The 25,136-nt window shown below is 71.5% G+C and carries 21 protein-coding genes and 1 riboswitch; of the genes, 16 read left to right on the forward strand and 5 right to left on the reverse strand.

Annotation, left to right across the window (positions count from 1 at the left end):
- Positions 1 to 746 precede the first annotated feature (746 nt).
- The 3 genes from NBW77_RS00685 to cobN are packed head-to-tail and all read left to right on the forward strand — an operon-like array spanning position 747 to position 7,064.
- Positions 747 to 1,775, forward strand: a complete 1,029-nt coding sequence (locus NBW77_RS00685; protein ID WP_242605843.1) for a cobalamin biosynthesis protein — start codon at positions 747 to 749, stop codon at positions 1,773 to 1,775.
- Positions 1,772 to 3,307: a cobyric acid synthase gene (locus NBW77_RS00690; RefSeq protein WP_131746856.1), complete on the forward strand. Its 1,536-nt coding sequence runs from the start codon at positions 1,772 to 1,774 to the stop codon at positions 3,305 to 3,307. Before NBW77_RS00685 ends, NBW77_RS00690 begins: the two co-directional genes overlap by 4 nt.
- 1 nt (position 3,308) lies before the next feature.
- A complete protein-coding gene (gene cobN, locus NBW77_RS00695; protein ID WP_175324709.1) occupies positions 3,309 to 7,064 on the forward strand; it encodes a cobaltochelatase subunit CobN in 3,756 nt (1,251 codons plus the stop codon).
- A gap of 242 nt (positions 7,065 to 7,306) precedes the next feature.
- Here the strand turns inward: cobN and NBW77_RS22670 are convergent, their stop codons facing one another.
- Together NBW77_RS22670 and NBW77_RS00705 are read right to left on the reverse strand one after the other, a co-directional pair.
- Complete coding sequence (locus NBW77_RS22670; RefSeq protein ID WP_207387012.1) at positions 7,307 to 7,435, reverse strand: DUF4143 domain-containing protein; 129 nt, start codon at positions 7,433 to 7,435, stop codon at positions 7,307 to 7,309.
- A gap of 406 nt (positions 7,436 to 7,841) precedes the next feature.
- The gene (locus tag NBW77_RS00705; RefSeq protein ID WP_242605845.1) at positions 7,842 to 8,573 is read right to left on the reverse strand and encodes an SDR family oxidoreductase; all 732 of its coding nucleotides are present in this window, start codon (positions 8,571 to 8,573) and stop codon (positions 7,842 to 7,844) included.
- Between NBW77_RS00705 and NBW77_RS00710 the strand changes: the two genes are divergently transcribed.
- Both NBW77_RS00710 and NBW77_RS00715 read left to right on the forward strand, forming a co-directional pair.
- Positions 8,563 to 8,823 carry a hypothetical protein gene (locus tag NBW77_RS00710; RefSeq protein WP_131746858.1) on the forward strand — a complete coding sequence of 87 codons (261 nt, stop codon included), beginning with the start codon at positions 8,563 to 8,565 and terminating at the stop codon, positions 8,821 to 8,823. The two genes, NBW77_RS00705 and NBW77_RS00710, sit on opposite strands and share 11 nt — an antisense overlap.
- A gap of 4 nt (positions 8,824 to 8,827) precedes the next feature.
- Complete coding sequence (locus tag NBW77_RS00715) at positions 8,828 to 10,069, forward strand: DUF222 domain-containing protein (protein WP_131746859.1); 1,242 nt, start codon at positions 8,828 to 8,830, stop codon at positions 10,067 to 10,069.
- Here the strand turns inward: NBW77_RS00715 and NBW77_RS00720 are convergent.
- Positions 10,063 to 11,814: a serine/threonine-protein kinase gene (locus NBW77_RS00720; RefSeq protein ID WP_131746894.1), complete on the reverse strand. Its 1,752-nt coding sequence runs from the start codon at positions 11,812 to 11,814 to the stop codon at positions 10,063 to 10,065. The two genes, NBW77_RS00715 and NBW77_RS00720, sit on opposite strands and share 7 nt — an antisense overlap.
- 191 nt (positions 11,815 to 12,005) lie before the next feature.
- Positions 12,006 to 12,206: riboswitch (cobalamin riboswitch) on the forward strand.
- A 114-nt stretch (positions 12,207 to 12,320) separates the two neighbouring features.
- On the opposite strand from NBW77_RS00720, the gene NBW77_RS00725 reads away from it, so the two are divergent.
- The 11 genes from NBW77_RS00725 to NBW77_RS00775 are packed head-to-tail and all read left to right on the forward strand — an operon-like array spanning position 12,321 to position 24,109.
- Positions 12,321 to 14,354: a VWA domain-containing protein gene (locus tag NBW77_RS00725; protein WP_250279128.1), complete on the forward strand. Its 2,034-nt coding sequence runs from the start codon at positions 12,321 to 12,323 to the stop codon at positions 14,352 to 14,354.
- A gap of 2 nt (positions 14,355 to 14,356) precedes the next feature.
- Positions 14,357 to 14,962 (forward strand): cob(I)yrinic acid a,c-diamide adenosyltransferase, encoded by a 606-nt coding sequence (gene cobO / locus NBW77_RS00730; RefSeq protein WP_250279129.1) that lies wholly within the window; start codon positions 14,357 to 14,359, stop codon positions 14,960 to 14,962.
- Positions 14,956 to 16,401 (forward strand): cobyrinic acid a,c-diamide synthase CobB, encoded by a 1,446-nt coding sequence (locus NBW77_RS00735; protein ID WP_131746896.1) that lies wholly within the window; start codon positions 14,956 to 14,958, stop codon positions 16,399 to 16,401. The genes cobO and NBW77_RS00735 overlap by 7 nt, the downstream gene beginning before the upstream one ends.
- Complete coding sequence (cobI, locus tag NBW77_RS00740) at positions 16,398 to 17,141, forward strand: precorrin-2 C(20)-methyltransferase (RefSeq protein WP_250279130.1); 744 nt, start codon at positions 16,398 to 16,400, stop codon at positions 17,139 to 17,141. Before NBW77_RS00735 ends, cobI begins: the two co-directional genes overlap by 4 nt.
- Positions 17,138 to 18,004 carry a precorrin-4 C(11)-methyltransferase gene (gene cobM / locus NBW77_RS00745; protein WP_250279131.1) on the forward strand — a complete coding sequence of 289 codons (867 nt, stop codon included), beginning with the start codon at positions 17,138 to 17,140 and terminating at the stop codon, positions 18,002 to 18,004. The genes cobI and cobM overlap by 4 nt, the downstream gene beginning before the upstream one ends.
- Positions 18,001 to 19,242 (forward strand): cobalt-precorrin-5B (C(1))-methyltransferase, encoded by a 1,242-nt coding sequence (locus NBW77_RS00750; RefSeq protein WP_250279132.1) that lies wholly within the window; start codon positions 18,001 to 18,003, stop codon positions 19,240 to 19,242. Before cobM ends, NBW77_RS00750 begins: the two co-directional genes overlap by 4 nt.
- Positions 19,239 to 20,495 (forward strand): precorrin-6y C5,15-methyltransferase (decarboxylating) subunit CbiE, encoded by a 1,257-nt coding sequence (gene cbiE / locus NBW77_RS00755; RefSeq protein ID WP_131746903.1) that lies wholly within the window; start codon positions 19,239 to 19,241, stop codon positions 20,493 to 20,495. The genes NBW77_RS00750 and cbiE overlap by 4 nt, the downstream gene beginning before the upstream one ends.
- Before the next feature lie 8 nt (positions 20,496 to 20,503).
- Positions 20,504 to 22,324: a precorrin-3B C(17)-methyltransferase gene (gene cobJ, locus NBW77_RS00760; protein ID WP_131746898.1), complete on the forward strand. Its 1,821-nt coding sequence runs from the start codon at positions 20,504 to 20,506 to the stop codon at positions 22,322 to 22,324.
- On the forward strand, positions 22,315 to 22,533 hold the full coding sequence (locus NBW77_RS00765; RefSeq protein ID WP_131746899.1) for a 4Fe-4S binding protein: 219 nt from the start codon (positions 22,315 to 22,317) through the stop codon (positions 22,531 to 22,533). The genes cobJ and NBW77_RS00765 overlap by 10 nt, the downstream gene beginning before the upstream one ends.
- Entirely contained in the window at positions 22,530 to 23,150 is a 621-nt protein-coding gene (locus NBW77_RS00770; RefSeq protein WP_250279133.1) for a precorrin-8X methylmutase, read from the forward strand. The genes NBW77_RS00765 and NBW77_RS00770 overlap by 4 nt, the downstream gene beginning before the upstream one ends.
- On the forward strand, positions 23,147 to 24,109 hold the full coding sequence (locus tag NBW77_RS00775; RefSeq protein ID WP_250279134.1) for a sirohydrochlorin chelatase: 963 nt from the start codon (positions 23,147 to 23,149) through the stop codon (positions 24,107 to 24,109). Before NBW77_RS00770 ends, NBW77_RS00775 begins: the two co-directional genes overlap by 4 nt.
- Here the strand turns inward: NBW77_RS00775 and NBW77_RS00780 are convergent.
- Positions 24,106 to 24,681 carry a Uma2 family endonuclease gene (locus NBW77_RS00780; protein ID WP_207387022.1) on the reverse strand — a complete coding sequence of 192 codons (576 nt, stop codon included), beginning with the start codon at positions 24,679 to 24,681 and terminating at the stop codon, positions 24,106 to 24,108. The two genes, NBW77_RS00775 and NBW77_RS00780, sit on opposite strands and share 4 nt — an antisense overlap.
- Positions 24,682 to 24,793: 112 nt before the next feature.
- Positions 24,794 to 25,069, reverse strand: a complete 276-nt coding sequence (locus NBW77_RS00785) for a hypothetical protein (RefSeq protein WP_242605854.1) — start codon at positions 25,067 to 25,069, stop codon at positions 24,794 to 24,796.
- Positions 25,070 to 25,136 lie beyond the last annotated feature (67 nt).

Below are 25,136 nucleotides of genomic sequence, written 5' to 3' on the forward strand. Positions count from 1 at the left end.
GGACTTTCCCAGGGAGATCGATCCGAGTATCGACGGGTGCGCTATCTACTGGACCTCGGCGTTCTGTCCAAGACCAGGAAACTCTGTCCAAGACCAGGAAACACAGGGCTGCCACGACCACGGTGTACGACTGGACTCTCGTCACCCGTAACACCAAGGACTTCGCGTCCACCGGCGCGCGAATGTCGAACCCGTTCACCGGCGGACCTGCGTGAGGTCACCTCAGCGGTTTGGCGAAGTGGTGGGCCCAGATGTGCATCCGGTGGTGCAGGTCGACCGGGCCTGCGCGGTCGTGACCAGATCGTCGACGTGGAGCTTACGCAGAGCCGACGCGGTGTCCATGATCCGCCAACCGGCCACGGCCAGGACGGTCGGCCAGCGGGGGGTCGTCGGGCGACAGGTCAACAGTGTTCACACTACGGATTACATCACCTACCAGGCGTGAGCGGAAAATCCCGGCCAGGTCGAGATCCGCGGGTGGCGGGCCGGATGCGGGTAAGCCCCACAGCGTCGGGCAGGCCTTGCTGTAGGTGGAAACCATCGTCGGGGCAACGGTTTCCACCTACAGCAGACAGCTATCTGACCTCAGCCGGCCGGCTGAGGTCAGATCCATGCACTTGACCCGGAGCTTGGAGATCTGTTGTGCTCATCGGGCCAAGACAACGGACGCCCAGGCGATCGACGCGAAGAAAGTCAGGAGGAAACGGGTGGGAGTCCGCTGGCGGCGCGCGTCTGAGGGAGTCCATGTGTCCGGATGGGCACGGGTAGCCGGGCTGCTCGCCGGTGCCGCCCTCGACGCAGCCCTCGCCGACCCGCACCGGATGCATCCGGTGGCCGCCTTCGGTACGGTCGCCGACCGTACCGAACGACTGCTGTACCGGGACAGCCGTACCGCGGGCCTCGCCTACACATCCGTTCTCGCCGGTGGCACGATTGCCGTCGGCGCCCTGGCGCGTTCCGGCATGACCAGAGCCGGCCGCCGGTTCGGGTATCAGGGTACGACCTCGGCCGTCCTGACCGCGGCGGCGACATGGACGGTCCTCGGTGGAACGTCACTGCGCAGGCATGGCCGCCGGCTCGGTACCGAACTCATCCGCGGAGACGTGGCCGCGGCCCGTGGCCGCCTGCCCGCGCTGTGCGGCCGGGACCCGGCTGTCCTCGACATCGCGGGGCTTGCCCGTGCCGGGGTCGAATCACTCGCCGAGAACACCTCCGACGCGGTGGTCGGACCGCTGGTGTGGGGAGCCCTCGGCGGCGTACCGGGCCTGCTCGGCTACCGGGCGATCAACACCCTGGACGCGATGGTCGGCTACCGCAGCACCCGCCACGTCCGCTTCGGCTGGGCCTCCGCCCGCCTCGACGATCTCGCGAACCTGCTGCCGTCCCGGGTCGCCGGGCTGCTGGCCTGCGCATGCGCGCCGGTTGTCGGCGGCTCACCGGTCGACGCCTACTGGGTGATGCGCCGTGACGGCGCAAGCCATCCGAGCCCGAACGCGGGCCAGGTGGAGGCCGCGTTCGCGGGCGCGCTCGGACTACGCCTCGGCGGGACGCTGCGCTACCACCACGGGGTGGAACACCGGCCCGTCCTGGGCTACGGCCGGCCGGCCGAACCCGCCGACCTGGAACGGGCCGCGGTGCTGTCCGCCGCGGTCAGCGCCAGCGCGCTCGTACTGTCGGTGGGAGTGAGCGCGGCAATGTCGACAGCCTGGTCGGCAGCCTGGTCTGCGTGGACGTCGGCCCGGCCGTCCGGCACCCACCGCGACAACCAGCGGTGACCGGGGGGGCGCTGTTGGTTGCCGGAACCACGTCGGACGCGGGCAAGAGCGTGGTCACCGCCGGGCTGTGCCGATGGCTGGCCCGCCAGGGGGTACGGGTCGCGCCGTTCAAGGCGCAGAACATGGCGCTGAACTCGACGGTGACCGCGGACGGCGCCGAGATCGGCCGCGCCCAGGCGATGCAGGCCGCCGCCGCCGGGGTCGAACCGGAGGCGGCGATGAACCCGGTGCTACTCAAACCCGGCGGTGACCGACACAGCCAGCTCATCGTCCTGGGCCGCCCGGTCGCCGAGGTGGATGCGCTCGGCTACCGTCCGCACAAGGCGCGCCTCGCCGGCATCGTCGCGGACTGCCTGGCCGACCTGCGCGGCCGGTTCGACGCGGTGATCTGCGAGGGCGCCGGCTCACCCGCGGAGATCAACCTGCGGGACACCGACATCGCGAACATGGGCCTGGCCCGGGCCGCGAACCTGCCGGTGCTGGTCGTCGGCGACATCGACCGGGGCGGTGTTTTCGCCGCGATGTTCGGCACCCTCGCCCTGCTCGACGCGGACGACCAGGCACTGGTCTCGGGCTGGATCATCAACAAGTTCCGCGGCGACGTCCGGCTGCTCGAACCCGGGCTGCGCCAACTCGAAAAGCTCACCGGACGCGGCGTGCACGGCGTGCTGCCGTGGCGGTCCGGGCTGTGGCTGGACGTCGAGGACTCCCTCGATCTCGCCTCCTACCCGACCGACGGTGATCCGGGCGACATCCCGGCCACCGCCATCCCGGCCACCACGCAGGACACCGGATGCGATGTCCTGCGTGTCGCGGTGATCCGGCTGCCGCGACTGTCCAACATCACCGACATCGACGCGCTGCGGGCCGAACCCCGGGTGGCCGTCCGGTTCGCGACCCGGCCCGCCGACCTCGCGGGCGCCGACCTGGTGATCCTCCCCGGGACCCGGGCCACCGTCGCCGACCTCGGATGGCTGCGCCGCCGCGGTCTGGACGCCGCGCTGCGGGCGCGGGCGGCCGACGCGGCGCCGGTGCTCGGGATCTGCGGCGGCTACCAGATGCTCGGCCGGCGCATCGACGACCCTGTCGAATCCGGCGCCGGCGAGGTGACCGGACTCGGACTGCTACCCGTGACCACCGTCTTCGCCCCGGACAAGCTGCTCGGCCGGTGCGCCGGCACCACATCCGACGGGTTGGACGTGACCGGATACGAGATCCGCCACGGCCGGCTCACCGTCGATGGCGGTGAGCCCTTCGCCGTGGACGGTGTCCGCGTCGGCTCGGTGGCCGGTACCAGCTGGCATGGACTGCTGGAGAACGACGGGTTCCGCCGGGTGTTCCTCACCGAGGTCGCGGCACGGTCCGGACGATCGTTCACCCCGGCCCGGACCTGCTTCGCCGACGTCCGCCAGCGTCGGCTCGACGCCCTCGGTGACCTGGTCGCCGACCATCTCGACACCGCCGCCGTCCGCAGGCTGCTCGACGGCGGCCCACCGGCCGGCCTACCCTTCATCCCCCCCGGAGCGCCCTGAGATGTCCGCCGGCGACGAGCCTGTGATCGACGAGCCCGTGATCGTCCTGCTGTCCACCGCGGACACCGAACTGCTCGCGGCACGCGCCGGCGAGATGGCGTGGCGGGTCGCGAATCCCGCGCGGCTCACCGCCGCCGACGTCCCCGCGCTGCTGGACGGGGCGGGCGCGGTCGTCGTCCGTCTCCTGGGCGGAACCAGGACCTGGCCGGACGGTCTTGCCGCGACGCTCGCCGCGGGCCTGCCCACGGTCTGTCTCGGCGGGGAGGCGGTGCCCGACGCGGAGCTGATGGGCCGTTCGTCCGTTCCCGCCGGTGTCGCGACCGCGGCCCTGGGCTACCTTGTCGAGGGCGGTACGGCGAACCTCGTCGAGCTGTACCGTTTCCTCGCCGACACGCTGCTGCTCACCGGGTTCGGCTTCGCACCGCCCGCGACGATGCCCGCCGCCGGGGTGCACGGCACGCGGGAACACACATCCAGACGTCCCACGGTCGGTGTGGTGTTCTACCGGGCGCACGCGACGTCCGGGAACACCGGGTTCGTCGACGTGCTCTGCGACGCGGTGGAGGCACGCGGGGCCAACGCCCGGCCGGTGTTCGCCCCGTCCCTGCGCGGCCTGGACGTCTCCGACCGCGCGGGCGGCGGCGGTACCGGCGGCGTCCTGGATCTGCTCGCCGGGGTGGACGCGCTGGTCGTGACGGTGCTCGCCGCCGGTGGTACCCGGGCGTCGGATGCGTCCGCGGGCGGTGACGAGGAGGCGTGGGACGTCGGCGCGCTCGCCGCCTTGGACGTGCCCGTGGTGCAGGGCCTGTGCCTGACCTCGTCACGGGCGCAGTGGGAGGCGGGGGACGCGGGCCTGTCCCCGATGGACGCGGCCATGCAGGTCGCGATCCCCGAGTTCGACGGTCGGATCATCACGGTGCCGTTCTCCTTCAAGGAGTCGGGGCCGGACGGTGTACCCCTCTACACGGCCGACCCCGAACGCGCCGGGCGACTGGCCGGGATCGCCGTCCGGCTCGGACGGCTCCGCCACGTCCCGAACAGCAAGAAGAAGATCGCGCTGGTGTTGTCGTCCTACCCGACGAAACACGCCCGGGTCGGTAACGCCGTGGGCCTAGACACCCCGGTGTCCGCGATCCGGCTGCTGGGCGCGCTGCGCGCCGCCGGCTACGACCTGGGCGAGGACGGCCCGGACGGGCGGGCGGTCCCGGTCGACGGGGACACCCTCATCCACACCCTGATCGCAGCCGGCGGGCATGACGTGGAGTGGCTGACCGAACAGCAGCTCGCGGCCGCGCCGGCCCGGGTGCCGGCGCCGGTGTACCGACGTTGGTTCGACGCTCTGCCGCAGTCCCTGCGGGAGGGGATGGTCCGGCACTGGGGTGACCCGCCGGGCTCCCTGTACGTCGATGATCCCGATGCCGGCAGGAAACCGAATGCAGGACGACCGAATGCCGGCAGGGAACCGGCGATCGTGCTGGCCGCGCTGCGCTTCGGCAACGTCCTGCTCATGATCCAGCCGCCGCGGGGGTTCGGGGAGAACCCGGTGGCGATCTACCACGACCCGGACCTGCCCCCGTCCCACCACTACCTGGCCGCCTACCGCTGGCTGGACGCCGAGTTCGGCGCGGACGCGGTCGTGCACCTCGGCAAGCACGGCACGCTGGAATGGCTGCCCGGCAAGGGCCTCGGACTGTCCGCGGGGTGCGCCCCGGACGCCGTCCTCGGTGACCTGCCGCTGGTCTACCCGTTCCTGGTCAACGACCCGGGCGAGGGCACCCAGGCGAAACGCCGCGCACACGCGGTGATCGTCGATCATCTGGTGCCTCCGATGGCCCGCGCCGACACCTACGGTGACATGGCCCGCCTGGAACAGCTCCTCGACGAGCATGCGACACTCGCCGCGCTGGACCCGACCAAGCTGCCCGCGGTCCGCGCCCAGATCTGGACGCTGATCCAGGCCGCGCAGCTCCATCACGACCTGGGGTTGGACGAACGGCCCGGCGACGCCGACTTCGACGACTTCCTCCTGCACGTCGACGGCTACCTGTGCGAGGTGAAGGACACCCAGATCCGCGACGGGCTGCACATCCTCGGGGACGCCCCGGCCGGCGAGGCGCGGGTGAACCTGGTGCTCGCGATCCTGCGGGCGTCGCAGGTGTGGAGCGGCACCGCCCGGGCGCTGCCGGGTCTGCGGGCCGCCCTCGGCCATGTCGAGGGCGGCGGCGCCGCGCGGGCCGAGGTGGACGGTTTCGAGACGACCGCCCGCGCGCTCGTCACCGGGATGGACGCCGCCGGCTGGGACCCGTCCGCCGCCCCCCGGGTGTACGCGGACGTCCTGGGAACGGACGTTCCCAGAGCCGATACCGACGATGCGATACGTGCTGATGCCGCGGCCGTCGAGAAGGTCCTGGCGTTCGCCGCATCCGAGGTGGTACCGCGCCTGGAACGCACCCCGGACGAGATCACGAACGTGCTACGGGCCCTCGGCGGTGGGTTCGTGCCACCGGGCCCGTCGGGTTCACCCACCCGTGGGCTGGTCAACGTGCTGCCGACCGGGCGGAACTTCTACTCGGTGGACCCGAAGGCCATCCCGTCCCGGCTGGCCTGGGAGACCGGTCGTGCCCTCGCCGACTCGCTGCTCGCCCGCCACCTCGCGGACACCGGCACCTACCCGTCCTCGGTCGGCCTGACCGTGTGGGGCACCTCCGCCATGCGTACGCAGGGTGACGATATCGCCGAGGTGCTGGCGCTGCTCGGCTGCCGTCCGACCTGGGACGACGCCTCCCGGCGGGTCACCGGCTTCGAGGTGGTGGGGCTCGCGGAGCTCGGCCGGCCCCGGGTGGACGTCGTCGTGCGGATCTCCGGTTTCTTCCGGGACGCCTTCCCCCATGTGGTCGCGCTGCTCGACGACGCGGTGACCGCGGTCGCGGCGCTCGACGACGAAGCCGACGCCGACAACGCGCTGGCCGCCCACGTCCGCGCGGACCTGGCCCAGGGCGGTGCCGCGCACGGTGACCCGCGGCGGGCCACCACGCGGATCTTCGGATCGAAGCCGGGGGCGTACGGCGCCGGCCTGCTGCCGCTCATCGACTCCCGGGCGTGGCGGTCGGACGCGGACCTCGCCGAGGTGTACGCGGTCTGGGGCGGCTACGCCTACGGGCGCGGCCTCGGCGGCCGGGCGGCCCGGGGCGACATGGAGCAGGCGTTCCGCCGCATCCAGGTGGCCGTGAAGAACCAGGACACCCGCGAGCACGACCTGGTCGACTCCGACGACTACTTCCAGTACCACGGCGGGATGGTCGCGGCGGTCCGCGCGCTCACCGGAACCTCACCGGCCGCCTACGTCGGGGACAGCGCCATGCCGGACTCAGTGAAAACACGGACGCTGCAGGAGGAGACCCACCGGGTGTTCCGCGCCCGGGTGGTGAACCCGCGGTGGATCGCGGCGATGCGCCGCCACGGTTACAAGGGTGCGTTCGAACTGGCGGCAACCGTCGACTACCTGTTCGGCTACGACGCCACCGCGGGCGTGGTCCAGGACTGGATGTACGAGTCGCTGGCCGCCGCCTACGTCTTCGATCCGGAAACCCGCGATTTCATGCGCACGTCCAACCCGTGGGCGCTGCGCGCCGTCGCCGAACGCCTGCTGGAAGCCGCCGACCGCGGACTGTGGGAGAAACCCGACGCCGCCACCATCGACGGCCTGCAACAGACCTACCTGGAACTCGAAGGCGACCTCGAAGGCACCAAAGAATAGCTGGAGGACAGGCTCCGATCGATATTAGGTATCAGTTCCCTGTCCCGTCAGCTCTCTGTTTCCCACAGGGCTGATATCGGGACGGACATCAACCGGTTGCCGAAACCGAGTACACCCTGCCGTCCGGTGTTCAAAACGATGCCCTGGACGAACCGGGGGCCGAGCAGGTCACGCAACGTTACCAGCCCACGGAAGTCGTCACCGGTGACGGTATCGGCTGTCTTGCATTCAATAGCGATGATCTAGCCGTCGTCACGTTCCAACACGATGTCGACTTCGGCGCCGCCACTGATCCGCCAATGGTGGAGACGCACCGAATTGTCACTCCAGGTGGCCTGCTTGGCCAGTTCGTTCACGATGAAGGTCTCCACCAGCGGGCCGCGGGCCGGCGCGACCGGCCTGGCCAGGGCCTCGGGGGAACGGACAGGTACTCCTCGGCGATTGCGGCGCAGGCGCGTCGAAGGTCGGTAGCCATTGGGAACACCCCTGCCAGCGACGGCGCTCGGACAGGGGCAGTGTACATCTCACGGAACCTTGGACCGACATTCCACAGCCTGGTGATACGACATCTGACAGCAGGTTCGACCGACACTTGCCGAACAGCCACACCGACATTTCGCGGACAGGATGGCGGACGGGATGGCGGACGGGATGGCGGACGGGATGGCGGACGGGATGCTCGCCTTTTGCCGGAGTCATGGGATGCGACAGAGCTGGATTCGAGGCCCCCGAGACTGGCAGCAGAGGAACGAAAAGTTCCGTTACCGGCCGGTCTGTCTATCGGCCGCCGGTAACGTCAAGGATCGCGCCGGTCACATAGGACGCTTCGGATGAACACAGCCAGGCGATCGCGTGGGCTACTTCGCCGGGCTCGCCTCCGCGTCCCACCGGGACGGCCGAGGCGAGCCGCTCGACACGGCCAGGCTGGCCGTTACCAGCATGGATACCGGTATGGATGAGCCCGGGGCGAACGGCGTTGACCCGGATACCGTCTTGGGCGACCTCCTTGGCCAGACCGATTGTCATCGTATCGATGGCGCCCTTGGACGCGGCGTAGTCGACGTATTCGGCGGGGCTGCCGAGGCGAGCAGCTGCGGAGGAGACGTTGACGATTACTCCTCCTGTTCCGCCATGTCGTGTGGACATGTGCCGAATCGCATGGCCGGCGCACAGGAAGGCACCGATGACGTTGACCGTGAACATCTGGACGAGTCGTTCACCGGTCATGTCCTCAACCCTGGTGGGTGCGGCGACGATGCCCGCGTTGTTGACCAGCGCGGTCACCTTTCCCAGACGGCCGGCGGCCTCGAACAGCGCCGCGATCCCGTCCGGAGACGTGACGTCGGCGGGTACGGCGAGCGCGGCCACACCGGCGGCTTCGCAGGCAGCCACGACCATACGGGCTGGCTCGGCGGCTTCCCGGAAACCGATACACACATCCCAGCCCCGCTGGGACAGCAGTATTGCCGTAGCCGCACCGATACCGCGGCTGCCACCCGTGACAACCACGACGCCTCTCAACCGACACCTCATCATCTATGCGACCCGATCCGGCTACGTTAACGATGCCACCGTCGACACCCTGCAACAGATCTACCCGGAACTCGAAGGCGACTACGACGACGAGGCGTCCGCCCGGTCGCAGGGCGTCGGTGGCGGTGCGGGCCCAGGCGTCGAGTTCGGCTTCGAAGGCCCTCCGGCGACACTGCCGGTCTTGTCCAAAAAAGTCCCTCGTTGTCGGATCCATCGGCTAGACTGAACATATGTTCGAAGAAAACGGGCGTGCTGCCGGCGCGGTCCGCGCCGACGTGGGGGTGACGGTCACCCCCGGGTCCGATCATGCCCAGCCGAAGTCGGTGGACGTGGAGGGGCTGGATGCGGATAGCTGCCTGACTCTGATGGTCCGGGCGGCTCGGCAGCGGGCCTACTGGGATGCGGTCATGGTCCGCGCGCAGGACCGGTTCACCCGGCTGCGGCCCGCCGCGGCCGGTTCCGGTCGGGGGTTCTGCGAGTTCGCGGCCGACGAGGTCGCCGCCGAACTTGCCGTGTCCCCGACCGCCGCCGCCGGCCAGCTCGACCTCGCGCACACCCTGACCGGCCGGTTGCCTGCGACCGTGGACGCGTTGGCAGCCGGGACGATCGACCTGCTCCGGGCCCGGGCGCTCGCCGAGGCCACTGGAGCCCTGTCGCACGCCCAGGCATCACAGGTGGAGCAACGGATACTGACCGGCGGTGGGCGGGCCAGTCATGCCCGGTTCCGCGACGCGCTGCGCCGTACGGTCCTAGCGGTCGACCCCGCCGGTGCCGCAGCCCGCCACCGCCATGCCCGCCGCGACCGCCAGGTACACCTCCGCCCGGTCGAGGACGGCATGGCCGAACTGTGGGCGCTGCTCCCGGCTGTCGAGGCCCAGGCCGCCTACCAGCGCATCGACGGTCTCGCTCGCCGTAGCAGCGGTCCTGGCGATTCCCGCGGCATCGATGAACGCCGCGCCGACATTCTCACCGACCTGCTCCTCGGCCACGACCGGGGCAGGGTCCGCATCGAGATCGCTGTCACCGTCCCCGCCACTACCCTGCTCGGCCTGACCGACACCCCCGGCGAGCTGGCCGGCTACGGGCCGATCCCCGCCGCCCTGGCCCGCGCGCTGGCCGAACACGCCACCTGGCGGCGGATCCTCACCGACCCGGCCGACGGCCGCCTGCGGGAGGTCGGCCGCCGCCGGTTCCCTTCACCGGCGCTCGCCCGCCACATCCAGACCCGGGACCGCACCTGCCGTTTCCCCGGCTGCGCGAAACCCGCCCGGTCCTGCGACCTCGGCCTCCTGTGCCGCCATCACCACCGGTTGAAACACGAAAACAGCTGGACACTGCACCAGCCCACACCCGGCCACTTCACCTGGACCAGCCCGGAGAAACGCACCTACCACATCACACCCGAACCCGATGCCACACCCTGTGACGAATCCAAGCCCCACAGCCCGGAAGACGATCCACCCCCTTATTGACCAGAAACTGGTCCATACACCCCCGGCCACTGCCACGTCACACGGATGGGCCGGGGACTGGTCATGTGGGAGGAGTTCACTTGACGAAGCTCGGATTGCGGGGTCTCGACGCGTAGTACCAGGGTGACCCGTTGGACCGTGCGCGGAGTGAACATCTGCCGATGTAGCGGATCAGTTTGCCCCCGCACCAACGGAATATGACCTTGCATGAGCACGGTCCCGTCCGCGCTGTCATGCAACGCCCACCAGAGCCGAACGGGATACGGCAGAGGGACAGCAGCGCGGAGATCGCCACTCAAAGCGACGGCTACGTGCGGGCCAGGAAGCTGAACCGTCAAGGTATGACTGGGGGAATTATTGATATTCAGATTCCATTCGATTTTGTTCGGCCGCTTCCAGGCCCACGGCTGTCCCGGCACGACGGATACCGGCGTGGGGCGCAGCCGCCACACCTGCCATGCAAACACGAACGGAGAGCCGAACAAGCTGATCGTGAAGAGCAGGAAAGCCCATCCCCAGAACTCGCCGAAGTCGACACTGGCGTCGGGGTCATTCTGAAAGGACTGCGGTACCACCGCTATGTAGACGCAACACACCACGACGAAAAAGAGGAACAGGCCGCCGGCGGTCCATCCGAGACTACGCAGCCCCCGAAACCGCCTTGCCGGACGGGCCGACACCGGACGAGGGGCGGACGACAATACCGGTGGGACAGTCCGGCCCGGTGGGGGCGGAACCGGTCGAACCGGCCCGGGGGTAGGGGGAACCGACGGAACCGGTGGGGCAGGCGGCTGCATCGGCATGTGGAACGTGGGCTGTGGAGCCTGATGCATGGGAGCCTGATGCATGGCCGTGGGGGCGGGGGTGCGTTCCGCGGCTTCCCGTACCTCGTCCCTGAGGCGGACAACGATGCCGGACCGAGAGGTCCAGCGCGGGCCGTAGCCGTGGGCAGCGGCCTGGGCGAGGTCGAGCGCGAACGCCCGGGTGGAAGGGTGCCGCTCGGCAGGGTTCTTGGCGAGGGCGCGCATGACGACGTTCGTCACCGGTACCGGAATTCCGGCAGGTGGTGGAGGCGTGGTGCTGAGGTGGTGGTGGTACAGCGCGAGCGGCGGCAACTTCGGGTCGAAGGGCGGCACTCCGGCGAGCAGCTCGTACAGGACGACACCGAGTGCGTAGATGTCGGTTGCCGGCCCGAGCCGGCCGCCGGTGATCTGCTCGGGGGCCATGTACTTGGGGGTTCCCACGACGGCGCTCGCGCTGACCGCCGTCCCTTCGAATATCTTCGAGATGCCGAAGTCGGTCACCTTCAGCAGATCATGACCGTCGAACATCATGTTGTCCGACTTGATGTCACGATGCAGCACGCCCTGGTCGTGCGCACAGGACAGAGCCTCAGCAACGGCCAGTCCGACCGAGCAGGCGCCTTCGGGGGGCATCCCACCCCGGCGCCGGGTGAGGGTTCCGCCGGCCAGCAGCTCCATAATGATCAGACAGAGCTCGTCGTCCTCGACATAATCGTAGATCCGGACAACATGCGGATGGTCCATCCCCGCGAGTACCCGCGCCTCGGCGGCGAAGCCCGCCGGAGCGCCGTCGTCGGCCGCTGCCAGTACCTTGACCGCGACATCGCGGTCAAGGCGACGGTGCCGGCCCTTCAGGACCAACCCGAAGCCACCGGCGCCGAGCTCGCCCCCCAGCTCGTATGCGGGCAGTGCCGCGGCAACCCGCGCACGATCAATAATCATTGCGGGACGGCTACTCCGCAACCGGAACAAACACCTGTGAACCATCCGAAACCAAGCATCGTTCCCCCACGGCAGGAAATCCTGGCAGCTGTCACGATACGCAGGCAGCCCCTACCCGGTAGTCGCGGACCATGTCAGGCTTAATGATCATGCGATGGGTAGAGGCCTGTACCCAGGTGGACGCACGTCACGGTTGACCGCCGCATGCAGGTCCGTTGTGTCATGCTGGGGTGCGCGACGGCAGTGGAGGAAGCCGGTGGGAATCCGGCGCGGTCCCGCCACTGTCACCGGGGAGCAACCTCTCACCATGTGTCACGGCCGTGAATGCGGTTGGAAGGCCGAGGGGAAGCGCCGATCCGGAAGTCAGGATACTCCGGCCGTCCGCACCGTTACCGAGGGCGAGGAAACCCGAGGGAGGACCGCGGCATGCCCCCGTACACCCGTCAGCTCATCTCCGGCGTACAGTTCGGCGCCCGTTCGCAGTTCGGCGCCCAGTTCGAGCAAGGATGACGGCCTACCCGCTGTCCGCGGTGGTGGGCATGGACGACCTACGGCTCGCACTCGTCCTCAACGCCGTGTCACCGGCCATCGGTGGGGTACTCGTCCGCGGCGAGAAGGGCACCGCCAAATCGACGGCGGTGCGTGGGCTCGCCGCACTGCTCCCACCGGTCAGCGTGGTGACCGGCTGCCGGTTCTCCTGCGACCCGGCCGGGCCCGACCCCGACTGCCCGGACGGCCCGCACCCACCCGAGGCCCGGCCGACGACCCGGACGGCCCGGCTGGTGGAACTGCCCGTAGGCGCCTCCGAGGACCGGGTCACCGGGGCGATCGACCTGGACCGGGCGCTCACCGAAGGTGTCACCGCGCTGCGTCCCGGACTGCTCGCCGCCGCCCACCGTGGCCTGCTCTACGTCGACGAGGTCAACCTCCTGCACGACCATCTCGTCGACCTGCTGCTGGACGCGGCCGCCCTCGGCATCGCCCATGTCGAACGCGACGGGGTGTCGGTCCGCCACGCGGCCCGGTTCCTGCTGGTCGGGACGATGAACCCGGAAGAAGGCGAGCTGCGCCCGCAGCTGCTCGACCGCTTCGGACTGACCGTCGAGGTCGCCGCGAGCAGGGACCCGCAGGTGCGTGCGGAGGTCGTACGCCGACGGCTGGCCTACGACGCCGACCCGACGGCGTTCGCCGCCCGTTGGGCGGGCGAGGACGCCGCGCTCGCCACCCGGATCGCCGCCGCCCGCGACCGACTGCCCGCCGTCGAGCTGCCCGACGCGGCGTTGCGCCAGGTCACCGCGGTCTGCGCGGCGTTCGACGTGGACGGGATGCGCGCGGACGTGGTCGTGGCCCGGGCCGCGATCGCGCTGGCCGCGTGGGAAGGCCGGGCGAACGTCGACGCCGACGACGTCCGCCGGGCGGCTCGCCTCGCCCTCCCGCACCGGCGCCGCCGCGGCCCGTTCGACGCTCCCGGTCTGGACGAGGACGTCCTCACCGAGGCGCTCGAGCGCGCGGGGGAAGCTCCCCCCGACCCCGACCCGGACCCCGACCCGGACCCCGACCCCGACCCCGACCATGGCGGACCGCCGACCGCTGGTGGCGGTGGAGGCGGTGGGCGACCTGCCGCGCAGGCCGGTCCGCCGGCCCCACGCGCACCCGAACAGCGCCCGGCGGAACAGTGGCAGCGCCCGGCGGAGCACAGCGACACGGGTACGCCGGCCGACAGCGCCTCTCCCTCCCCGCCCGGCCGCCCGCCCGGACCGCCCGGCCCGTCGTTGCGTCCCCGCCGCCTGGAGATCCCCGGTACCGGGACGAACCTCGGTGCGGCCGGCCGGCGGTCACGTGCCCGCACCTCCCACGGCGCGGTCGTGACCGCATCCCCGGACGCACCCGGGCTGCACCTGCCGGCGACCCTGCGGGCAGCCGCGCCGTGGCAGCATCGTCGCGGACGCTCCGGCCCGGGGCTGGTGCTGCGACCATCCGACCGGCGTGGAGCGGTCCGGGCGGGACGTGAGGGCAACCTCGTCCTGTTCGTGGTGGACGCCAGCGGTTCCATGGCCGCCCGAACCCGGATGCGTACCGTCACCACCGCCGTGCTGTCCCTCCTGCTGGACGCCTATCAGCGCCGCGACCGAATCGGGATGATCACCTTCAGGGGGTCCGGCGCCGAGGTCGTGCTGGCGCCGACGTCCAGCGTGGAGGTGGGCGCCGCACGGCTCGCGTCCCTGCCGACCGGCGGGCGCACCCCGCTCGCGGCCGGACTCGCCCGCGCCGGGGAGGTCCTCGCAACCGAACGCCGACGGGACCCCGACCGCCGTCCGCTGCTCGTCGTCGTCACCGATGGCCGGTCCACCGCGGGCCCGGACCCGTTCGCCGCCGCGCAGGCGCTGGCCCGCGCAGGGGTGGCGAGTGTCGTCGTCGACTGCGAGAGCGGGCACGTCCGCCTGGGTCTGGCCGGACGCCTCGCGACCGCGCTCGGCGGCTCGACCGTCCCGCTCGACGCCCTCGCGGCCGGCACCGCCCACCAGCGAAGGGCCGCCTAGACATGCCACAGGGACAGCCCACCGCCGTGCCTGATGACGGCCTGACCACCCGGCAACGCCGGGACCAGGCGTTACTGATCGTCCACACCGGTGACGGCAAAGGAAAGTCGACCGCGGCGTTCGGACTGGCGCTACGCGGCTGGGCACAGGGCTGGCCGGTAGGGGTGTTCCAGTTCGTCAAGTCCGCGAAGTGGCGGATCGGGGAGGAACGGGCGCTGCGGACCCTGGGCGCCGGCGGCGAGGGCGGCCCGGTCACCTGGCACAAGATGGGTGAGGGCTGGAGCTGGGTGCAGCGCCGGATCGACCCGGCGGCCGAGCCTGCCGAGGCCGCCCGGGAGGGCTGGGCGCAGATCTGCCGGGACCTGGCCACCGAAACCTACCGGCTGTACGTCCTCGACGAACTCACCTACCCGTTGAAATGGGGATGGATCGACACCGACGAGGTCGTCGAGGTGCTGCGTACCCGGCCGGGGCGCCAGCATGTGGTCGTGACCGGCCGCGCCGCGCCACCCGCGCTGCTCGACGCCGCCGACCTCGTCACCGAGATGACCAAGGTGAAGCATCCGATGGACGCCGGTCAGAAAGGCCAGCGGGGGATCGAATGGTGACCGTCCCCCGTCTGGTGATCGCCGCGCCGGCGAGCGGGTCGGGCAAGACCACCGTGGCCACCGGGCTGATGGCCGCCTTCACCGCCCGCGGCCTGCGGGTGTCCCCGCACAAGGTCGGCCCGGACTACATCGACCCGAGCTACCACGCCCTGGCCGCCGCACGCCCCGGTCGCAACCTCGACGCCGTGCTCTGCGGGGAGCACCGGATCGGACCGCTGTTCGCGCACGGCGCGCGCGACGCCGACATCGCCATCATCGAAGGGGTGATGGGCCTGTTCGACGGGGTGTCGGTACCCGAACCCGGGCAGCCCGTCGACTTCGCCTCCGCCGCCCACATCGCCCGTCTGCTGGACGCCCCGGTCGTGCTGGTGGTCGACGCGTCCGCCACCGGCAGATCGGTGGCCGCCACCGTCGCAGGCTTCGCAGGCTGGGACGACCGGGTGCGCCTGGCCGGAGTGGTCTTCAACCGGGTCGGTTCCGCCGGCCACGAACGACTGCTGCGGGACGCGGTCGCGGGCCTCGCCATCCCCGTGCTCGGGGTGCTGCGCCGCGACAACCGCGTCGCCGTGCCGTCCCGCCATCTCGGGCTCGTGCCCGCGGCCGAACGCGCGCCCGCGGCGTCCGATGCCGTGCGGGCGCTCGGTGCGCTGATCGCCGCATCCTGCGATCTTGATGCTGTGCTCGCCGTCGCCCGCTCGGCATCGGCGCTGGACGCCCGGCCCTGGACGTCGACCAGAGCCGTCGAGGCACCGGCGGCCCTGGGCCGGCCGGTGCGGATCGCGGTCGCGGGCGGGCCGGCGTTCACGTTCGGTTACGTCGAGCAGGTCGAGTTGCTCCGTGCGGCCGGAGCCGAGGTCGTCGTCGTCGACCCGCTGCGTGACGAGACTCTCCCGGACGGCACGGACGGGCTGGTCATCGGTGGGGGCTTCCCCGAGGAGCACGCGTCAGCACTCGCCGCGAACACGAACCTGCGCGCCCAGGTTGCGGCGCTGGCACACCGCAATGCGCCGATCGTCGCCGAATGCGCGGGCCTGCTCTACCTCGCCCGCTCCCTGGACGGACATCCGATGTGCGGGGTGCTCGACACCGACATGGCGATGGGGCCAGGCCTTACTCTCGGCTACCGCCGGGCTGTGGCCGCCTGCGACAGCCCGGTGGCCACAGCCGGTACCCCGGTGACCGCGCACGAGTTCCACCGCACCTCGGCCCTGCCCAGGGTGGCCCTGCCCGACAACCCGGTCCGTGCATCGACACAACCCGCCTGGCAGGTCGGCCACCGGACAGAGGGTTTCGTTACGGAGGGTTTCGTACGCGGCCAGGTGCACGCCTCCTACCTGCACCTGCACTGGGCGGGTGTGCCCGGCGTGGCCGAACGGTTCGTCGCGGCCGCCGGCCGGGCTCGGGGATCATTCGGACGGGGATCGGGAGGTGCGGGATGAACAACGGCGCAGCGCCGAAGGCCGGTCTTTTGGTGGGGGTCGGTGTCGGTCCCGGCGACCCGGACCTGGTGACGGTCAAGGCGGTCGGGGTACTGGAGCGGGCCGACGTCGTGTTCGTCCCGGTCAGTGACGGGGTGCCGCCGCCCGGACGGGCGGAGGCGACCGTGCGGGCGCACGTCACCCACGATCGGATCCGACATCTGCCGTTCGCGATGACCGGCGACGCCGACTACGACACCCCGGCGGCCGTCGTCGCCAAAGCCCTGCGCGCGCGTCCGGCAGGCACCATCGCGTTCGCCACCATCGGTGACCCGAACGTCTACTCGACCTTCACCACACTGGCCACCCGGGTCCGCGTCCTGCTACCGGGCGTCACCGTCGAAACCATACCCGGGATCATGGCACTGCAGGACCTCGCCGCCCGATCCGGCACAGTGCTGGCCATCGGCACCGAGACGGTCGCGTTGCTGCCGCTGACCGCCGGGGTGGATGCCTACCGCCGGGCGGTCGCCGACCACGACACGGTGATCGCATACAAGGGGGGGCGCGCGTTACCGCAGGTCCTGGAGGTTCTGGCCGAGGCCGACCGACTCGACGGCACGGGCGGCGCGGCCGTCTACGGAGCCGCGCTGGGCCTGGCGGACTGCGATGTCCGCCCGGCCGGCGACCTGCCCCGCGACCAGTCCGGCCCCTACCTGTCCACGCTGATCTCCACCCGGCGGCGGCAGTGGCCGACATGACCGGACCAGCGGACGGAGCCGCCGGCGGTGGACGGGTGACGTTCGTCGGGGCCGGTCCCGGGGCCGCGGACCTGATCACCCTGCGCGGCGCCCGGGTGATCAGCGAGGCCGACGTGGTGATCTGGGCCTCCTCCCTGGTGCACCCGGACGTTCTTGCGCACGCGCGGGCCGACGCGGAGATCATCGATTCGGCCGAGCTTCCCCTGGAAGGTGTCCGAGACATCTACCGGCGGGCCGCTCACCACCACCTCGCCGTCGCCCGGGTCCACTCGGGCGATCCGGCACTGTGGGGGGCGGTGGCCGAACAACTGGAGATATGTGCCGATCTCGGGCTCGCGACGGCGATCGTGCCCGGGGTCAGCAGCTTCACCGCGGCCGCCGCGTCCGTGCGCCGTGAACTGACCATCCCGGAGGTGGCCCAGTCGGTGATCCTGACCCGCCTCGGTGGCGGGAAGACCCCGATGCCTCCCGGTGAGGAGGTCGCCCGGTTCGCCTCCCACGGCACGACGATGGCGCTGTTCCTGTCGGCGGCCCGGTCCGGTCAGCTCCAGGACGAGCTCACCGACGGGGGCTACCCGCCGGAGACACCCTGCGTGGTTGCCTACCGGGTGAGCTGGCCGGACGAGCTGATCGTGTGGTGCACACTCGCGGAACTCGCGGCCACGGTCCGTGCACACAAACTGTGGAAGCACACGCTGGTGCTGGTCGGCCCGGCGCTCACGGCCGGTGGGACCCGCTCGCACCTCTATCACCCGGGTCACTTCCATGGGTTCCGCAGGGCGGAGCGGACCGCCCGGACCGCGCTGCGCGATCGCAACCAGCCCCGTGACCTTCCCGAGGCGTCCGGGGAGCCACCGGCGTGAGCGGCTCCGAACCGGTTCCGCTACGCGAACCGACTCCTGTCTCCGAACCGGTTCCGCTACGCGAACCGACTCCTGTCTCCGAACCGGTTCCGCTACGCGAACCGGATCTGCCGCGCACCGCCAAGGTCCGACCGGACGCGCTGCGTACCGGCTGGACAACCGGGACCTGTTCGGCCGCCGCCGCGAAAGCCGCAAGCACAGCGCTGATCTCCGGTGTGGTGCCACGGGAGATCGAGATCGGGCTGCCGTCCGGTCAGCGGGTGTTGTTCCCGGTCGAGCGGTGCGCGCTGGACGACGGCCGCACCGCCGAGGCGGTTGTGATCAAGGATGCCGGAGACGACCCGGACGTGACGCACGGCGCGCACCTGACCGCGACGGTGACCTGGCGGGCGCGGACCGGTCTGAGGATCGACGGCGGCGTCGGGGTCGGGGTCGTGACAAAACCCGGCCTCGGTCTTCCCGTCGGCGAAGCGGCGATCAACCCGATACCCCGGTCGATGATCGCCCAGTCGGTCGGGGAGGTCGTCGACCTCGACACCCACGGGCTACGCGTCGTGATCAGCGTCCCGGACGGGGAACGGATGGCACGGCGGACCACTAACGCCCGGCTCGGCATCCTCGGCGGGATCTCGATTCTCGGCACCACAGGTATCGTCCGGCCGTTCTCCACGGCGTCATGGCGAGCGTCGGTGGAGCAGGCCGTGGCGGTGGCCGCCGCCCAGGACCAGCGCACGATCGTGCTGGCCACCGGTGGCCGGACCGAAAAGGCAGCCGTCCGGCTGTTACCCGTGCTGCCCCAGGTGTGCTTCGTCGAGGTCGGCGACTTCACCGGAGCGGCGCTGCGCCGGGCGGTCGAAGTCGGCATGACGGACGTGGTCTTCGTCGGCATGGCCGGCAAGCTCACCAAACTCGCCGCAGGCATCCTGATGACGCATTACACCCGGTCGAAGGTCTCCGCGGACCTGCTCGCCGGGATCACCGCCGCCGCCGCCGGCGACCCCGGCCTGGTGGCGGCGGTCGCCGCGGCCAACAGCGCACGGCACGCCCACGAGCTGTGGGACGCCGCGGGCCTGCTGCGGGCAGCCGGTGACCTGCTCTGCGCCCGGGTCGCAGACGTTCTCACCCGGTTCACCGAGAGACGCCTGCGGGCCCGGGTTGCCATGGTCGACTTCACCGGGACGTCCTGCGTCGCCGCTACCGAACCGGCGTGGGTCGGCCCATGCGGATCTGCACCATGAACCGGGTGACGGTGATCGGCTGGGACGGCCGTCCGCTCACGCAACCCGCGGCCCGCGCGCTGGCCGCCGCGTCGCTGATCGCCGGCGGGCGTCGTCACCTCGACGCACTCGGACCGATCCTGCCCCCGGACACACAGACAATCACCTTCGGTAACGTCTCGGCGGGTCTTGCTGAGCTGACCGCGCACCTGGCCGCGGGTGGGGGACCGGCGGCGGTCCTCGCCAGCGGCGACCCGGGATTCTTCGGTATCGTCCGGGCGCTGCGGCGCCACGACCTGGACGTCGAGGTGCTGCCCGCGGCATCCTCCGTCACCCTCGCGTTCGCCCGGGCCGGACTGCCCTGGGAGGACGCGATGGTGGTCAGCGCGCACGGCCGCCGCCTGGACCGGGCCGTGAACGTCTGCCGCGCACACCACACCGTGGCGGTGCTGACCGGGCCGGCGGGCGATCCGTCCAGGCTCGGCGCGGCGCTCGCCGGACTGCCCCGACGGATGTTCGTCGCCGAGGGGCTCGGGATGCCCACCGAACGGACCGCCTGGTGCACGCCGGAGCAGGCCGCTACCCGTAGTGACTGGCGCGATCCGAACGTGGTCATCGTGCGGGATACCGGCCGTTGCACAGGAACGGATCCAACAGACATAGATCCAACGGATCCGGGGGCGGACGAGGGGGATGCCGGCTGGCTGTTCCCACCCCGGCCGTCCCCACCCGGTTGGGCGCTGGCCGAGGCCGCGTTCACCCACCGCGACTCGATGATCAGCAAGGTGGAGGTGCGGGCGATGGCCCTGGCACGACTCGGCCCGGGGCCGGGTGACCTCGTCTGGGACGTCGGCACCGGCAGCGGTTCGGTGGCGGTCGAATGCGCGCGCCTCGGCGCCGGCGTGATCGCTATCGATCACGATCCGGACGCGTGCGACCACGCCCAGGTGAACGCCCGCACACACCGGGTGTCGATCCAGGTTGTCACCGGCACCGCACCGGACATACTCACGGACCTGCCCACACCGGACGCGGTGTTCGTCGGCGGCGGCGGACCGGATGTGGTCACCGCCTGCGCGCGGCACGCCAGGCGCGTGGTGGTCGTCGCCCTGGCCGCCATCGACCGGGTCAGGCCCACCTGGGACGCGCTCGCAGCCGCCGGCCTCGACGTCGCCGGGACCCAGCTCGCCGCGTCCCGGCTACGACCGCTCCCGGACGGCGTACTGCGGCTGGCCGCGACGAACCCGATCGTCGTGGTCTGGGGAACACGATGACGGCGGAGATGACACAGAGCAGGTCCGGCATCGGCCTGGTCGCGGTGACCGCCGCCGGCCGCACCGCCGCGGACGAACTGGCGCATGCCTGGCCCGACGCCCGCGTCTACGGCGGTACGGCCCGCGAGGCGCTCGCCGCCGCGGTCGCCGAATGCGTGGGGGTGGTCTGCTTCCTCGCCACGGGCGCGACGGTACGGCTGCTGGCCGACGAACCGCACACGGCCGGGACCCTCGCGGACAAGGGCCGAGGTCCGGGTGTGGTCTGCGTGGACGAGGCACGCCGGTGGGCGGTCGCCCTTGTCGGCGGGCACGGCGGGGGAGCCAACAAGCTGGCGGAACGTGTCGCCGCCACGCTCGGCGCGACCGCGGTTGTCACCACCGCCAGCGACGCCTCCGCCACCACCGCACTCGACTCGTTCGGCGCCGACATCGGCCTGCGCGTCGAACCCGGTTCCCCGCTCGCTGCCGTGGGCGTGGCCATCCTGTCGGGCGAGCCGGTGACCCTGCACGCGGACGCCGTCTGGCCGCTTCCCCCGCTGCCCCCGACGGTCCTGGTGGCCGGCGCCTGCGACCGGGACCGGGACCGCCAACACGAACGCGCGGTGGGGCCGGCCATCTTCGTCACCGACCGGCTCGCCGTCACCAGCCGGTTGGTCCCGCCGGCCGGACCAACCGTGGTCTACCGACCCCCGAGCCTCGTCGTCGGGGTCGGCGCGAGCCGCGGCGCGCCCGCCGGGGAGATACTGGACCTCGTCGATGCCGCCCTGGCCGACGCGGGCCTGTCACCGCTGGCGGTGCGCCACCTCGCGACCATCGACGCTAAACGGGACGAAGCGGGCATCGTCGCCGCGGCGCACGCACGGGGCTGGCCGCTGGTCATCCACCCGGCCGCGACGCTCGCGGCCGTCGACGTCCCGCATCCCTCCGAAGTGGTACGGGCCGTCGTCGGCACCGCGAGCGTCGCCGAGGCGGCGAGCCTGCTCGATGCTGACGGCCACGCGCCCGCCGGCGGCGAACTGGTCGTGCCCAAGCGGGCCAGCGCACACGCAACCGTGGCAGTGGCCCGCCACCGTCCCCGCGGCCGGTTGGCGATCATCGGTCTCGGTCCGGGTGAACGGGACCTGCTCACTCCCCGGGCCGCCCGCGAACTTGCCCGGGCAAGCGTGATCGTCGGCCTGGACCAGTACGTCGACGCCGTCGCCGACCTGATCCGGCCGGGCGCACGGGTGCTGGCCAGCGGCCTTGGTTCGGAGGAGGCACGCGCCGGCATGGCCGTGGACGCGGCCCGCGCAGGGCACGCGGTGGCACTGCTCGGCAGTGGGGACGCCGGGGTGTACGCGATGGGCAGCCCGGCGTTGGACCAGGCGGACGACTCCTTCGACGTGGTGGGCGTTCCCGGGGTGACCGCGGCGCTGTCCGCCGCGGCCCTGCTCGGAGCGCCGCTCGGCCACGACCACATGATGATCAGTTTGTCGGACCTGCACACGCCCTGGGAGGTGATCGAACGGCGGGTCCGGGCTGCGGCGCAGGCCGATCTCGTCGTCGCCTTCTACAACCCGCGGAGCAGGACACGGACCTGGCAGCTGCCGCGGGCGCTGGACCTGCTGGCCGCCCACCGGCCGCCGTCGACCCCGGTCGGGATCGTCACGGACGCCTTCCGCTCCGGTCAACGGGTCACCGTCACGACGCTCTCCGAACTGACGGATCCGGACACGGCGGACACCGGTCTCGATCTCGTCGGCATGACCACGACGGTCGTGGTCGGCAGCACCTGGACCCGCGTCGTGGCAGGCCGTGTTGTCACTCCGAGGGGATACAGATGGAGCTGATCTACCAGATTCGCGCCGAGGGATGCGCGGGGTGCGGGGCCTGCCTTGTCACCTGTCCCGAACACGCACTGCGGCCGGGGCCATCGCGGCCCGGTGGCGGCCGGGCCCCGGTCATCCTCACCGGTCACTGCACCGGGTGCGGGGAGTGCGCCGAGATCTGCCCGGTCGACGCGATCGACGCCGTCGATGCCAGGGCGGCGGCGCGATGAACAGCGTGGGCGGACGGGTGGCGCATCCGATCGAACAACACTCCTACGCGATCCTGCGGGCACGCCTCGCCGCGGCGGGCCCGGACACCCGGCACCTGCCGCCACTGACCCGCGCGGTGATCGAACGGGTCGTGCACGCCAGCGCCGACATCGACTACGCCACCGACCTGATCTGCGACGAGGACGCCCTGCGCGACGGTGTTGCCACGCTCGCCGCGGGCGCACCGGTTGTCGCCGACGTGCGGATGACGGTCGCGGGCATCACCACCCGGGACGTGGTGTGCCGACTCGCCGACGTCGACCCGGTCGCGGCCACCAGCGACGGTCTGACCCGTTCGGCCGCGGCCGTCGAACTCGCCCTCGACGAGGTCGGCCCGGGCGCGGTGTGGGTGATCGGATGCGCGCCGACCGCGCTGGCGCACCTGCTCGCACTGGCCGACGTCGCCCGGCCGGCGCTCGTCGTCGGCATGCCGGTCGGTTTCGTCGGCGCGGTCGAGGCCAAGGAGGCGCTGCGCGCCTCGGGCCTGCCAGCGGTCTCGAACCGGTCGGAGAAGGGTGGGGCGGCCGTGGCCGCCGCCGCGCTCAACGCGTTGCTGTACGAGGGGGTGCGCCCGTGACCGCCGTGGGACAGGCAGACCTTGCGCAGTCGAGACCCGCCCTGCTGCTCGTCGGGCATGGGACGCGCAGCGCGCCCGGGGTGTCGCAGTTCCAGGCGTTCGTCGACCGGGTCCGCAAACGGGCCGGCGAGACGGTGGTGGACGGCGGGTTCATCGAGCTGTCGAGTCCACCCGTGGCCGATGCGGTGGCCCGGCTGGTCGCGACCGGCCAGCGCCGGCTCGCCGTGGTGCCGATGACCCTGGTCGCCGCCGGGCACTCCAAGGGTGACATTCCCGGCGCGCTCGCCCGGGAACGCACCCGCCATCCCGGCCTGGACTACACCTACGGACGGCCCCTCGGCCCGCATCCGACGCTGCTGGCCGCGCTGGACGAGCGGATCGGGACGGTGTGCCCCCGCCGCGACCGCGCGGACACGACGGTGCTGCTGGTCAGCCGCGGCTCCACCGACCCGGACGCCAACGCCGAGATCGCCAAGGTCGCCCGGCTGCTGTGGGAGGGACGCGGGTTCGCCGGCGTCGAACCGGCGTTCATCAGCCTGGCCGACCCGGGGGTGCCGGCCGGTCTGGAGCGTTGCCGCCGGCTGGGGGCGTCGCGGATCGTGGTGGCGCCGTACTTCCTGTTCGCAGGTGTCCTCCCGGACCGCGTCGTCGCCCAGGCCCGTGGCTGGGCCGCCGAGCATCGCGGCGTCGACGTGCGATGCGCGGGCCTGCTGGGCGACAGCGACGGGCTGGTAGACCTGGTACTCGAACGCTTCGGTGAGGCACTCGACGGTGACATCCGGATGAACTGCGACACCTGCCTGTACCGGGTCGCCCTGCCCGGGTTCGCCCACCGGGTCGGTGCGGCGCAGACCCCGCACGACCACCCGGACGACCCGACCCATCCACACGGCCGCCACCATCATCTGGACGGCCATCCGCACCACAGCCACCCGCACCACGGCGAGCCGGCTCATTAGGCGAGGACGAGCTGGGCGGGGTTGATCGCGACAGGGAAGGGATCGGTGACGGTCAGTGTCTGGTCGTCGTGGACGGTCGTGGTTTCGGCGTATTCGCTTTCGCCGTCGCGGAGGGCCAGGGTGGTGATCGAGGGCTTGTCCGCGTCGACGATCCAGTAGTGCGGGACACCGAGGCGGGCGTAGACGTCGCGTTTGAGTAGCCGGTCGACGCCGACGCTGCTGGGGGAGAGCACCTCGACCGCGAGTACCGGCACGGCCAGGTACCCCTGCCCACGGACCAGATCCGCCCGGCGGACCACGCACACGTCCGGCTGGACGCTCGTCCGCTCACCCCGACGTACATCCGGAGTGGGTGCGAAGGCGACCAGGTCCGCAGGACAGGCGTTGGTGAACGCGATCGCCAGCTCCAGGCAGGCACGTTGGTGTTCCCAACGGGGGGCGGGGCTCACCAGGAGCACCCCATCCACCAGCTCGTAACGCCGGCCGTCGTCCGGCATCCCCGCCAGATCCTCGACGGTGAACCCGTCCTCGCGGACCGGGAGATCCTCGTACGCAACCGCCATGAACGCCATGATGGGCTCCTCTCAGCCATGACGCCACACTGATCGTCCCACACCCTGCGTACCAGATCCGACCACGATCTGTGGACAACGCATGGTTATCCACAGGATGGATCGACGTGGCTCAGGCCGAGGCGGCGAGGCGGCGACGGTCGCGACGGCGGGCGAGCAGCCGGTCGGCGAGCGCGTCCGCGCGTTCGATGTCGTCGAGGGACACCCGGGTGCGCTCCTCAACCTCCATGATCGCGGCGAGCAGCTCGGCGGACAGCCGGGTCCGGTCCGCCACCCGGGCGACGCTCGGCGGCAGGAATCCGGACGCCGGCCGGCCGGCGTCCAACCGGCGGAGCTGGTCGAAACGGGGCTGTTGGCTGGAACGGCGGGGCTGGTTGCGCAGGTCCATGGACCCAGTGACGGGCCTGGGGGATCTGGAATCAACCCTTGACATCGGTCCCGTCAGGCAGGTCCGC

This window comes from Frankia sp. Cppng1_Ct_nod, from assembly GCF_920656135.1.
Taxonomy (GTDB): Bacteria; Actinomycetota; Actinomycetes; order Frankiales; family Frankiaceae; genus Protofrankia; species Protofrankia meridionalis.